At 51.2% G+C, this 13697-nt stretch carries 5 protein-coding genes; all 5 read right to left on the bottom strand.

What is annotated here, in order from left to right; genetic code table 11:
- Positions 1-104: 104 nt before the first annotated feature.
- Positions 105-5342, bottom strand: coding sequence for a LamG-like jellyroll fold domain-containing protein (locus HI950_RS02395; protein WP_169081759.1), 5238 nt, complete (start codon positions 5340-5342; stop codon positions 105-107).
- An 88-nt stretch (positions 5343-5430) separates the two neighbouring features.
- Positions 5431-6474, bottom strand: coding sequence for an S-layer homology domain-containing protein (locus HI950_RS02390; RefSeq protein WP_169081760.1), 1044 nt, complete (start codon positions 6472-6474; stop codon positions 5431-5433).
- A gap of 75 nt (positions 6475-6549) precedes the next feature.
- Positions 6550-11745, bottom strand: a complete 5196-nt coding sequence (locus HI950_RS02385) for an Ig-like domain-containing protein (protein WP_169081761.1) — start codon at positions 11743-11745, stop codon at positions 6550-6552.
- 136 nt (positions 11746-11881) lie between these two features.
- The gene (locus HI950_RS02380) at positions 11882-12715 is read right to left on the bottom strand and encodes a carbohydrate ABC transporter permease (protein WP_169081762.1); all 834 of its coding nucleotides are present in this window, start codon (positions 12713-12715) and stop codon (positions 11882-11884) included.
- Positions 12712-13629, bottom strand: coding sequence for a carbohydrate ABC transporter permease (locus HI950_RS02375; protein WP_169082231.1), 918 nt, complete (start codon positions 13627-13629; stop codon positions 12712-12714). Before HI950_RS02375 ends, HI950_RS02380 begins: the two co-directional genes overlap by 4 nt.
- Positions 13630-13697 lie beyond the last annotated feature (68 nt).

The following is a 13697-nucleotide window of genomic DNA, read 5'->3' as shown; positions in this document are numbered from 1 at the left end:
CGGAGCTTTTGTTGAAATGTATCGTATTTTGACGGCTCCTGTCAGCTCGAAAAAAGAGATGTCTGCTCGACATCCCTTTCTCCGCTTCCAAAGCTGCTCTTCCGCTATCCGCTAATCATCATTCTGGCCAATGCCGCAAGATCCTCGATATCAATTTTACCGTCGTTGTTGAAATCTCCTTTTTTAATGCTGCTCCATTGTGGATCGGAGGAGGTTTTTCCATAGCTTGCCGCAACGATGGCTAGATCTCCGATGCTAATGCGCTCATCCCCGTTTACGTCTCCGGCATTCGTCTTAATGACGGATGCCATAAACGCATCCAGAGCCGAGCGCAGGTCAGAAACAGCCTGCTCAACGGTTTGTGCATTCGCCGTGCTGCTTGCTGCAACGATGGCTGCACGGTCAATAGCAGCTTGCAGCTGGGCTTTTGCCCCAACCGGGTATTGCCCCGCTTTCGTTCCTTCGACGGCAGAATCATGCACAGCCTGCGCTTCATCGATAAGCGCAACCAGTGCCGCTTTGTCGATAGCATGAATCGTAACACTCATCGAAGCTGGAGGAAGTGCTGTTTCCACTCCTTCTCCATCCGCGATTGCAAGCTTTGCTACCGCAATGCTTGCAGCTGCCTGGCCGTTCAACAGCTTGGCTTTGAATTTCAGCTTAAGCAGCGCTCCGTTTGCGCCCGTCTCCGTTGCTCCGATATTGGCAAGCATAATGCGGGCCGAGCCTGGCTGAATATCCTCGCCAACCTTTGCAAAATGGCTGTTAAGCAGCGGCTCTTCAACTCCGATCCATTCCAGCTTATCCGCATCGTAAGCGATGGTCATATCTTGCGCGAGCACAGGTTGATCAACGCCCTGCAACGATACCGTTACGCCAAACTCCTCCGCGGCATTAACCCCGCTTGGTCCCGCAAGCCGTACCGCCAGATCGGATTGCGGCTCTCCCTCATACAATGCTTTAATGGCTTGTTCAGACATCGCCACATCATAGATGCGCATATCGTCTAACGCTGCATTCAGATGGGAGTTCACGTATTCCGACATGCCAATCATTTTATTTTTTGCCGACGGCGTTATGGATGCTGGCGTCCCATTCACCGTAATGGTCTGGCTGATTCCGTTCTTATAAATAGCCCCTTGCTTCGTTGCCGAATCAAACGTGACGGCAATATGGGTCCATTCGCCGAGCGGCAAAAATTCATCCGGACTTTCATTTACGTAAAAACCGTTAAAGCCGTCCACGATCATGTAGCTGGAGCTTAAGTCAGCCGGATTCGAGCCATCAAAGGTCATGTAGAAGCCGTTTCCATTCCAGCCATCCTTGAACCATAAAATATTGCTGTTGCGCCCATTCATGGTCTCCGAGCGCTTAATCCAATAAGCAACCGTAATATCTTTTGGCTGCAGCAGCTCGCTGGTGCCCAAGTCCACATAATGGCTGGTGCCGTTAAATTTCAAGGCGCCGCCTTCGTGTCCTTCATTGATCCATTCGCTTTCATCGCCTTCAACCGAGCCGTGATAGCCATTGCCGGAAGCATCCGTTACCTCTTTCCCGGTCTGGCTGTCAAATGTATAGCGGGCAACCAAATGCGGAATTTTGACAGGCGGCGCAGCTACCGTTACGAGAGCGACCGCTTTCAGCGCCGTTCCTTTCACCGCGCCATTAACGGTAAAGCTGCCAGGCATGGCATATTGCGACGGATCCACCGCATCCCACGCTACCAGCGCAGAGGCAGTGCTGCCGTTCTCATACTCGATCGTCACAGACGCCGGAAGCTTAGGCGCTGTGCCTGCAACCGTAGCAGCGGCAATCGGCTGGACGTTTTGAATGGTTTTCCCGTCATAAAGCGCCTTCACCTGCTTGTCGCTCATTGCACCGCTGTACATCCGGAAATCATCCAGCGTTGCTTGCAGCTGAGCGCCGTTGCTGTAGCCGGATACTCCGATTTTTTTGACATCGCCTGTTGCGGTGATGGAATCAGGCGTACCCGTGATCGAAATTTCCTGTTTGACTCCATTTTTATAAATGGCGCCCTCGTTCGTATCCGAATCAAACGTTACGCTGACATTCGTCCATTCGTTTAGCTGTAAAAAATCATTCGGTTTCTGCTTTACGTAAAACCCGTTAAAGCCGTCCACAACGACAAAGCTTGAGCTTGGGTCTTCCGCATTCGTACCGTTGTACGTAATAAACAGTCCCTTTTGATCATATCCGTTCGCCGGCTTGAACCAAAGCAGGACATTTTCCGAACGGTCCATATCGGATGTTCGCTTTATCCAATACGAAATGGTCACGTCGCCAGGCTGCAAGGCTTCGCCCGTTCCGGCATCGATATAATTCCCGCTGGTGCCGGCAAAGGTCAAAGCGCCGCCTTTTTTGCCATTAGGGTCCCGATCAATCTCACCGACTATCATGCCGTCATGGCCATTATAAGTGGAGTCGGTCACCGACTTGCCAGACGCTTCATCGAAGCCGTATTGCAAAATAAGCGAAGGAATGGCTTCTTCCGGCGGCTCAGCGCCTTCCGTAACGGTTACTTGAGCGTACGCATTGAAGGTCGCTTTTTCAATCGTGCCTTGAACCGTAAAGGAGCCAGGCTTTTCATATTTAAATGCGCGTACAGGACGCCATTCCACGCTAGCTTGCGCAGTCGTTCCGTCACTGTTTGTAACCTCGATGGCAGCCGGAAGCTCCGGCGCTTTGCCAGCTTCCGTCGTGACAGCAGCCGTGGATGCCGCTACGATTCCCGTTTTTGTTTTAAGCCGAAGGATAGAAACGGAATTCGGGGCACTGTCGTACAGGAAAGAGTCCGAAACGCCAGGAAGCACGCTTGTGACAGGAGCAACGTGATAGGGATCGGCAAACGAGTTCTGCGAGCTGGTATTGCCGCTAGCCAAAACGATCTCCGTTCCCTGCGGCTCTAGCGCTGCCGCTTCCTCAAGGTTCACGTTTACTTTCTGCACGTCAGGCGAGTTGTTCACAAGCTTCACCACAATATCACCGCTGCCATTGTCCTTGCTCACGACAGAATACAAGGAAGACATAGCGCCTCCTGAATCGGTGAACTCATGAATGAGCTCATTATCGATGTAGCATCGAACCTTCGAGCCTTCGAGCTCGATTTTCAGCTGATAGGTTTTGTTCGTTTCGACCCGGAAGGTTGTATTGACCGAGCTGGCTTCGGATTTGCTTCCGCCGACCGCCTTTTCCACCAATGTCCGGGTGTTGCCCCAGCCGCCAATATTCCACCAGTAATAATTATCCGTGTCCTTCACGCCGAAGCCGATGAGCATGCCCTCATTTCCCGACTTCTTCGTCGCTTTCAAGGTCATCGTATAATTGCTCCAGCTTGCGTCGCCTGCGACGTTGCGGGCCGGTGTCGCCGTACCGGATTGTCTCATGACACCGCCCGTAACCTGCCAATTTCCGCCGCTTGTGATCCAATTGCTGTTCGCGGCGCTGAAATCATCGCTGAGCAGCGTGTCTCCGCTCGCTGAGGTAACCAATACGTCATCGTAATCAACCGCCGTGCTCCAAGAGGCCAACATAACTTTACCCGAGACCGGCTGCTGCTCCTGCTCCTCGTTTTGCAGCAGCTCGCTAGGAATGACTTGATCGCCTACGTTTGCGCTGAACATTTGCTGCACGTAATAGCTTGGCGCGCCGAACACGTCCGTATTGTTGAACCATATCAAGTCAGGAGTCCACTGCACGAATTTGTCCTTCGCGAACGTCGGCGCATAGGAGGCGAATCGTATGACATCGCCGTTGCGCTCGAGTCCCGTCATGAAGGCCGCTTCCGCAAGCGCGCCCTGCAGGTTGCTCAGCCTTCCCTTATCCCCCGATCCGATATGCGCGGCATATTCGCCAACGAATACGGGCGGGTCATTTCGGTTATAGCTGTCGTATCGCTTCGTATTGCTTAGAAACCATGCTGGCGGCTGATACATATGCTCATCAACCACCTGCGCTTTCCCGCTCTGGCGGGCCCAGTTCCACGCCGTGCTGAATTCCGTGCCAGAAGCATATGCCCCGGATGACAGCATCAATTGAATCGATGGGTATTCCGCTTTAATCGCATCGTAGAAACGTTGGTAGCGATCGAAGTACGCACTCGTCCAATGCTCGTTGCCCAAGCTTAAATATTTCAGGTTAAAGGGCTCCGGGTGTCCCGCGGCTGCGCGTTTGGCGCCCCATTCGCTCGTTGCTGGCCCGTTCGCGTATTCAATCAAGTCAAGCGCATCCTGAATATAGGGCTGCAGCTCGCCGAGCGGCACTACGACCCCCGGCGCAAGAAACTGCTCCGCCATTCCAACGTTAATAACGGGTAGCGGCTCAGCACCCAGGTCCTCCGACAGCAGGAAGTATTCATAAAAACCAAGACCTCCCGTTTGGTAATAATAAGGATCGTTGCCGCGTGCAGGGTCTGACCAGAAGTTTTTGTTGATCGGGCGCTCCGCGACGTCGCCGATCGTGTTTTTCCAGCGGTAAAAGTTGTCGACGGTCCTTCCTCCGACGATCGAACCGCCAGGAAAACGGATAAATTTCGGCTTCATATCCGCCATCGCCTGCACAAGATCGGCGCGAAGGCCGCCTGGACGGTTTTTCCACGTATTTTGCGGGAAGAGAGACACCATATCTAAATCGACAGTACCTGCGCCGATCGCGGTAACGGTCAGCTTGGCTGCAGCGGCTGTTTCGGCTGCGGTAAGCGTCACCGTCAGCTTTTGCCATTCATTCGTAATCCCCGTTATCGTCGCTTCGCCAATCGTTTCATTGCTCGCATTTTGCAATCGAACGATTAGCGGGGAATGATAGCTTTCCACGCTGCGAGCATAGAGAGAGAAATCATAACCCAATCCGCGCTCGACTGCGATGCCGCCAAATCCCGCATTAGCAATGCCGACGCCCTCTCCTGGCGTTTGTACGGCCAGTCTAGCATAGTGCAGGTTTTTGGCATTTAACGGCTGCTCCGATTCGATGGTCAGATTCGCCTCTCCTCCGCCTTGCGAAACTTTCGACCACGCTCTTAGCGACTCTTCGAATTCAAAGGATCGATTTTGGACAAGCTCCGCATAAAGGCCGCCATCTCCCGCATAATTAATGTCCTCTAGGAAGACGCCATTTAAGGTCGGGCTTATCGCCGCTCCCTCCTGAGCGCTGTCAATATTCAATTTATAATCATAGTCTGCAGCTTCCGCCAGCTCCGCCTGAAGCGCTGGACCTTGCTCGCTTATCGTGCTTTCGGAAGCCCATGCTGCTGCCGGCGGGAATGCCAACGATGCTGCAAGCATAACAACGAGTGCGCTCGAAACCCATTTTCCGAAGTGTCGGTTCATGAGATTACATCCCTCTCTTCTCGTCCATGACATAATCAGCCTCTCTTATCCATCGTCTTTCGTTTCCTACATGCAAAATGAATGCCGCTTATGAAGCATCTGCCTCCACAACCCGCTTATCCAGCATGTTCAGCATTAAAGTGACAGCTTCTGCGCGAGTAGCCTGAGCATTTGGGGCAAATCGGTTTCCGCCTCGTCCTTGAACGAGCGAAATCTCTACGCCAGCCGCAATGGCAGGCTCCGCCCACGCCGGAATTTGATCGCGATCCGCGAATGTGGTGCGCTGATTCGTATCGATCGTCAAGCCTAACACTCTCGTCAGAATGACGGTCATTTCGGCGCGCGTAATCGGAAGCTCCGCTCTGAACGAGCCGTCTTCGTAACCCTTAACATAGCCATGAACAGCCGCTGTATGGGCATAAGGCCGTGCCCATGAAGGGATTTTCGCGGAGTCCGTGAACGCCGCTGCCCCGGATTCTGATGCCTGAATGCCAAGCGATCTGACCAGCATTGCCGTAAATTCAGCACGCGTAATGCTGCGTCCGGGCTTGAATGTTCCATCTGTATAGCCGTTCACGATACCAAGATCGATTGCTCTCTCCACATTCGCCTTTGCCCAATGATTATCCATATCGATAAAATGAGGCCTTTCCGCTTGCTTGCCAATGCTGCTCGTTAATTGAAAAGCAGCCGCAGGCATGGTCGCCTTGAGCTTGCTGTCCACAAGCTTGGCTGCTGTCAGTTCGATGCTCGCTTCTCCCTCGGCCAATGCTTCGAACGTGAGCGTGCACAGAGTCAATTCCCCATTCTCTCCAGCGATCGCTCCGGTCTTTGTGTGGGCAAATACGATTTCATTTTTACCCGTAATCGGCTTGATCGAGAAGCCTTTAATATCAGACTTTGCGCCTAGCAGCTTCAACCGTGTTGAATCATAGTTAAATGTCAGCTCGAAGGCGTACATATCGGTCAAGCCGGACCCTTCAACGGTAACCGTGAACATTTGTCCGACGGACTGCTTCTGCTTGGTCAGGTTCATCGTAAAAGAAGGAGCGCTCGCAGCACCGGCTACTGCCGGGAAAAGCGAGAAACAAAGCAGCAGCGCTATTATTGCGGTTAGCCGTTTCAATTTCATTGGACGTTTCATCCTTTCCATAAGTAGGTGGGGAAGACAAGCCTGCCTTCCCCGTGTTTGCTTCACCTTTTGCTATTATCCAAGAATGAGTCTGGCAAGGGCGGCTAGATCCTCAATATCAATTCTGCCATCTGCGTTAATATCCGCTTTCTTAATTTGCTCCCATTGCGGATCTGCTGACGTTTTGCCATAAGATACGGCTACGATGGCAAGATCGCCTACGCTTACCTTATCATCGCCGCTTACATCTCCAGGAAGCGCTTTATTGATCGATGCTTTAAACAATTGCAGCGCGTCGTTCAATTGCTGAACGGCCTGCTCGACTTGAGCCGAAGTAACGCCGGACTTATTGGCAATGGCCTCGGCTGCTTGAATCGCCGCTTGAAGCAGCGCTTTGGAGCCGATAGGATACTGGCCAATCTTCGTTCCTTCAACCGCAGCATCATGGGCTTGCTGCGCTTCTTCAATTAAGCTGCGAAGCACCGCTTTATTCACTCCGTTAATCTGGACGCTGTAGCCGGCTCTTGTCAGCTCTATCTCCTGCCCCGCCGCATCAGCTGCAGTCGCTCTTGCAATGGCAATGTTAGCCATTGCCCCGGCGTCCGTATCCTTGGCTTTGAATAAGAGCTTAACGAGCGGACCATTCGCATCTGCGCCGTCTGAATTGATTTTTGCGGTAATAAGGCGAATTTCACCATCCTTCTGTCCTTCTCCGACGAGCGCGAAACTATCGTTCAGCAGTTCATCGTCTGCCCCAAGCCACTCAAGCTTATCCGTATCGAACGTAACAGCGATGTCCTCCGCGAAAATCGCTTGATCCGCTCCGCTAATGCCGAGTACGACTTCAAAAGATTCGCCGCCCTCCACTTTTTCCGGACCGCTGAGTGTCGTTGTAGCTGTACCTTGCGCTTCCGTAACGGTAACGGTTGCTTCGGCTTTCATCGTCGTACCCGCTACGGTTCCATTCACTTTAAAGGAGCCCGGCTGCGCATAAGCTGTGGGAGCTATTGCGTCCCAAGCAACGGCAACCAATACGCTTTCCCCGTCTTCATAAATCACACTTACTTGCTCTGGAAGTATCGGAGATACTCCCGCAGATGTTGTGACCTGCACCGGCGTAATTGCAGTTACCGTTTCTCCAGTAACCGAAACATATGCCTTAACCTTCGTAGTGGAAGCTGCGATCGTTCCCTCTACGGTAAACTGGCCAATCTTCGCATAGGATTCAGGCGCGATGTCATCCCATGCAATAACGTTACTCACGTTATCCCATGAGCCGTCGTTGTATAATACATCAGCTGTCTTAGGCAGCACCGGAGCTTTTCCTATGGATGTGACGGCGTTAATATCGCTAATATTAGTCACTTGAACGGCGTTTGTTACACGGACATATACGGTAGCCTCCGTTTGCAGCGGCGACCCCTCCACGATTCCAGATACCTTGAAGGAGGAACCCGGATTTTGCAAAAGCGCCGGATCTACTGGGAACCAGGTCACCTTGCCCGCTATAACCGAACCGTCAGCGTACGTTTGCTCGATTTTGGCAGGTAAATTCGGCTGCTCGCCAACAAGCGTTGGCACTTTGACCGCATTCACGCTAATAGGTGGCTCGGCAAACACCTTCCACTCCAAAATGCCTGTTGAAGCATTATTGCTGGCCATTACGATCCGCAGCTTAGTCGTTGTCACCGATTTGAACTGCACGTTGTTATATCCGTTTTTAGTTAAGCCGTATCCGGTAGGCTCAGCTACATCCACAAGCTTAGAGCCGTCCCAGTATTGAAGCTTCCAAGAGGCTGGCAGCTTAACCCCGCCGCCGTCATCCATCCAAGAGACGGAGGCTTTTCCGATTTTCACCGGCTCGCTCCACGTGTATTCCACCCATTGCGTCCCTTGCTGACTCCAGTTTCCGTATCTCGGAATGCCTCCTGCGGATACCCCGTTAGGCGGATTGGAATTGGGCCAATCCAACCCGTCGTTGACCGCATTTACAGACTCCCAGTTTGACACGAAAGACGTCGTTGGCGTCGCGAAAGTCGCCACGTTTATTTCCGAAGGCAATGGATCTACGACTACAGTCAGCTCCGTGTCTGATGAAAGCTCGCTGTCGGTTGCTTCAAATTGAAGCGTATAGGTACCTGCGACCGTAAAGGTTGCCGTTGTGCTGCCTTCATTCGGATTAGCGAAAATAACGTCCCCCGGTCCGCTTAGCTTGCTCCAGCGCACGGTGACATTGCCATCCGGCAAGCCGTCATCCACCGCGCTTCCGATAAGCTTTGCTTGCAGAGGGAGCTTCGGACCGCTTTCTACTGCAGCGGTTACCTCCGGCTTCTCATTGACAGGAACTGGCGGAATAATGCCGGTATGATAAACTTGAATCTCTTTGAGCGCCGTTTTGTTGGCACCCTTATGCGTCATCGTTACACGCATTTTATTCGCTGTTACAGCCGGGAACTGCACTTCGTTCAAATTCGCCTGCGGCACTTTAGGAAGCTTATACGACTTCTGCGCAGGCAGCCATTTTGTACCGTCAAAATATTCGACCTTGTACATGGATGGCTCGCTGTATCCACCCGATGCGGAGCGGTCGTTGTAGAAATAAAGCTTCACGTTATCGAACGCCGTCTCCTGCCCGAAGTCGATCTCGTACCAATCCGCCGCGTTTGGCGATCCTTTGCTTCCCCAAATCGGAGGCGTAAAGGCGGCTTCCCGCGGCTTGGACGTACCGGAAATCGTAAACCCGTCCACCGCGTCGCTTACCTTCGTTCCCGCCGCCATAAAGGATGCGGATTGTTGTACTCCTTCACCTTTTGCTAAATTCGGAAATCCTGCCGTTTCCGGATCTAAGTCGACGCCTGCCTTCTGGAACATGTCGACCATTCGGCCGTCTGTCAAAGAAACATCCTTCGCTTCCTTCATTTGGCTCATCGGTTTTTCAAACAAAGCCGTGCCATCATTGCCAGGGAATTGCACTTTGCCGGTTTCGGGGTCCCAAACCAGCTGAACAAGCTTATCCGCGGTAAAAGCACGCTCGCCATCGATAAATACGGAATAACCCTCAGGAGCAGTGCCATAATGCGTCGTGCCGTCACCCGGCTTATCCCACACAATAGTCAAATCCTGATCGTGATAATTCAGATTGTTGACCGTGAAGTGATCCCAGCCGATATCCAGCGGCCAAAGCTCGATTTTTTTGTCGAGCCTAGGGCGCAAGCCCGCTACATCCTCGATTAGCGTATAATTGTAATTGCCGAGAATATTGTGATGAATCCAAGAACGATAATCGATTTTTTGGGTTGCTGGATTCCAGTTTGCCCAGAACTCATTGGCATCCGGATAACGTGTATCACCATCGTAATATTGCGCCCAAGCCACCCAATAAAGCAGCTGTTTATACATGTCTGCCGTAATATACTCTGATGGATAATCCCTTAGCGCTTTGGCGAACAATCGGAACGTTACCGTTGAGTTGATGGTCGAAAAGTTGTTGGAGCCGGCTTCCCCTTGAGCGGCCGCAGCGGCTTTATCCTTCTGATTCGCCGTGAAAAAAGGGAAGATCGGATATTCGGCTGAATCCTGCCAGAGGCGGAAAGCTTCCTTGTACGTATCCTCATTGGGCGGAACGCCTTCGGTGAACGGATAGTAATTGTTAATTTCTTTCCATGGGTTAAGTTCGTCCGTGCTGATATGACGATGCTTGAATACTTGATCTTCTTCATCCCACAGCTCTTCCATTATGCCTTTTTGGATATCCTCGGCGATTGCGCCAAGCTCGGCTTCCTTCGCATCATTGCCTAGATACCCGTACATTTCCGATGCTGCCTTTGCGCCTCCGTAAACATAGGCTCCCTCGGCCCGCTCCTGGTTGCCTGACCTCCAGTGAAACGAGACGGCATCCGCATCGTTGCCAGTTAAAGCGCCCCAGTCGTATGCAATAACGCCGTTGCTGTTTTTATCGAATCGGAAAAGCTGTCCTGCGACGTCCTTCTCGGCATAATGAGCTAAATTACCGATAATTTCGGGTTGCCCGCCATGGATTTTGTAGCTGTTCCAAGCCGCTTCCGATAAATATTGGGTATAGTAATTGTTCCAATTGTCCGGCATCCCCGGATTGTCGGTAAAGGCGCCGCCGTTTGAGGTTTCCCCAACTGAAACCCAGTTACCATACGCGTACATTGGATTCCGCAAGTATTGCAAATCCTGAATATGCATCGGCTGCGTTAGTACGATCGCATTATTGTAGCCAAGCACGCCTTCGATGGAAGTCGGAAATTGAAAGTCATTGCCTGGGATGTTGGCGTCCAAATAGTTGAAACGGTTCAGCCACCAACGGTAATAAGCGATTTTCTTAATGTTTTCGTCCGGCACATCGATATAAGGAACATTATCCGCCCACCATTTGTTATAATCCTGCGTTTGCTTGGCAAGCGAAGAGGCGTTATCTAGTCCCCTGTAGACGTTATACTCCGTAAGCGATTCCGGTATTTCAGCCGTAGTGAAGCCCATTACAACATTAGCTTGCGCGGTAGCTCCGGCAGGGATCGTGATCGTGCGAGTAAGCTTATTATCCGCGGCGCTCATCCCGCTCCCGGATAAACGCGTGGAGATTTTAGTTAAATTGCGTGCGGAATTGATTACTCCCGTAAGCTCGTCGCCTTCCGTGCGGGAGACGAAGGACGGATTAACTGTCATCGTCAGCGATTTATCTTCACTGCCCGTGTTTTTAAGCTCAAGCAGCGTAACCGCGACGTTATTGTCCGTTATGAATTTGTGCTGGACGACGCTTATGCCTTGCGCGTTATGCTCGCTGCGCCAGTGGCTTGGCATTTGAAGCCTTTTGCTTACGTCCTCTGTTAAGGCGAGGCCAGCGAACGTTACCGTGTAGGCATTGCCTCCCAGAACGTCCTGGTATGCCGTCCTTCCGGCAAAGCCGATCGTTCCCGGCGTATGCTCCTTCATATATAAGGCTCTTCCGCGGGTCATTAAATCTACGCCGCGCGCTTCTCTTGCCGGGTCGTTGCCGGGACGAGCCAGCAATCGGTCGATCCAGAAATCAGTACCGTTTTTCTCCATGTCATAAATCGCTTGCATCATGCTTTGTTCAGGCGAATAAGCTGCAGGCTCTTTTGGAATAACGGTACCCGCGCTTTTAAAGACGGGCATGCCGGGATTATTGGCCGCGGATGCAAGCGGCGGAATGCTCCCAAAGACAAGCGCAGCTCCCAAGACGAGAGACGCGGCTTGCTTCATCCGTTTTTTCGATCGTAACATGATAGAATCTCCTCCGATTTAAAATGAATTTCGTAGACCATTCCTTTAATGAAAGCGCTTACTTTACGTTTCGAGTCATGCCTGCCAGTTGCGCGCAACAAGGCAAGCAGTTAACCCATTTGCAATGCTGTTATTTCTACCCTTTAATGCCAGTCATCGCAATGCCTTCGATGAAGTGCTTCTGGGCGATAAAAAAAATAATTAAAGATGGAATGACGATGACGGCCGTAGCTGCCATCATTAGATGCCACTGGGCCGAATAAGAGCCTTGAAACAGCGTGAGTCCTTGCATTAGCGTGTAATTTTTCTCAGAGGTGATAAAGGCTAACGGACCGAGATAATCGTTCCAATTGGCGAGAAACGTGAGCAAACCGACTACGATCATCGCTTGCTTCGCTACCGGCAAAATGATTTGCCAATAAATGCGGAAATGCCCTGCTCCGTCTACCTTAGCCGCTTCATCCAAATCCCTTGGAATGCCGAGAAAAAACTGTCGAAGCAAAAAGATATTGAACACACCACCTCCGAACCAGGATGGCGCAATAAGAGGTACAAACGTATCGGTCAGGTGAAGCGCATTCCAAAACACAAACTGTGGAATCATCACCACGAAGAACGGAATCATCAGCCCTGACAGAATAAATCCGAACACCTTATCTCTGCCCTTCCAATCGATGCGCGAGAAGCTGTACGCACAGATCGAGCTTGAAAGCAATACGCCTATGACAGCAGAACCTGTCACGATCGTACTGTTAACGAAAAATCGTTCGAACGGATAAGCCTCTAAAGCCGTTTTGTAATTTTCCCAGCTCAGCGATTCCGGGAATATAGTTGGCGGGACTTGGTAAAGATCGCCCATCCCGATCAAAGACGTCCGCACCATCCAAAAGATAGGGAACAAACAGAAAACGGTGCCCGCGAGCAGCAAAGCATAAATAATTCCCCGTTGCCATAAAGGAAGCTTCCTCATTTTTTCTCCCCCTTTCCTTCGTAGTAGACAAGAGATTTGGAGAAGAAAAATATGATTGCCGTAAATAGGACGATGACGATAAACAGCAATACCGAAATCGCACTGGCGCTCCCCATACGGGACGATTTGAAGCCTTCGTTAAACAAGAAAAGCACATAAAACAAGCTTGAATTATTTGGTCCGCCTTGCGTCATGACGGCAGGCTGCACAAAAGTCTGAAAGCCATTAATGAAAGCGATGACCGTGTTGAAGAAAATGATAGGAGAACTCATTGGAATCGTAATGTAAATGAGCTTATGAAGGACGTTTCCGCCATCGATTTCAATGGCTTCATACAAATGCGAAGGGATACCCTGCAAGCCTGCCAAAAATATCACAATCGTATTGCCGAGCGTCCAGAAGCTGAACAAAATCAGCGTCGGTACTACAGAGGTCGTATCGCCCAGCCATTTCGAGGTTGGCAAATGAACCGAATCCAGCGCGTAATTGACGATGCCGAAATCGGGCTGCAGCAGCCACATCCATACCATCGAGGATGCCGCGAGCGGAATGATAACCGGCAAATAAAATACGCTTCGGAAAAAACCTCTGGCCATAATTTTCTGGTTGAGCAATATTGCCACGAAGAAGGAAAGAATAATGCCGAGCGGCACGCTTAGCCCCACATAATAAATAGTTGCCTTAACAGCCGGATAGAAAAAAGGGTCGGCTCCCTCAAATAAATGAACATAATTATCAAATCCCAGCCATTTTGGCGTCGTTCCTACGCTGTATGAAGTAAAGCTAAGATACAGCGTTGCCACGATCGGTACGATGACGAAAATAAGATAGCCCAGCAATACAGGTGACGCGAAAAGTATGCCGTAGCCGAACTCCTTGGACGAACGCCTTTTCCTGCCGGCACGCTCCTGCATGATCGAGCGTTCCCGGAAGCTCGCTATTGATTTCATAGTTGCTCTCTCCAAACTATTGATAGGTTAGG

Source organism: Paenibacillus sp. PL91, assembly GCF_012935325.2.
Taxonomy (GTDB): domain Bacteria; phylum Bacillota; class Bacilli; order Paenibacillales; family Paenibacillaceae; genus Pristimantibacillus.
The sequence above is the reverse complement of the archived record's forward strand: the minus strand, read 5'-3'. Positions and strand labels throughout refer to the sequence as shown.

Coding starts and splice junctions, on each gene's coding strand:
- HI950_RS02395 (WP_169081759.1), bottom strand. CDS start 5,342: ATGAACCGACACTTCGGAAAATGGGTTTCGAGCGCACTCGTTGTTATG.
- HI950_RS02390 (WP_169081760.1), bottom strand. CDS start 6,474: ATGAAATTGAAACGGCTAACCGCAATAATAGCGCTGCTGCTTTGTTTC.
- HI950_RS02385 (WP_169081761.1), bottom strand. CDS start 11,745: ATGTTACGATCGAAAAAACGGATGAAGCAAGCCGCGTCTCTCGTCTTG.
- HI950_RS02380 (WP_169081762.1), bottom strand. CDS start 12,715: ATGAGGAAGCTTCCTTTATGGCAACGGGGAATTATTTATGCTTTGCTG.
- HI950_RS02375 (WP_169082231.1), bottom strand. CDS start 13,629: ATGCAGGAGCGTGCCGGCAGGAAAAGGCGTTCGTCCAAGGAGTTCGGC.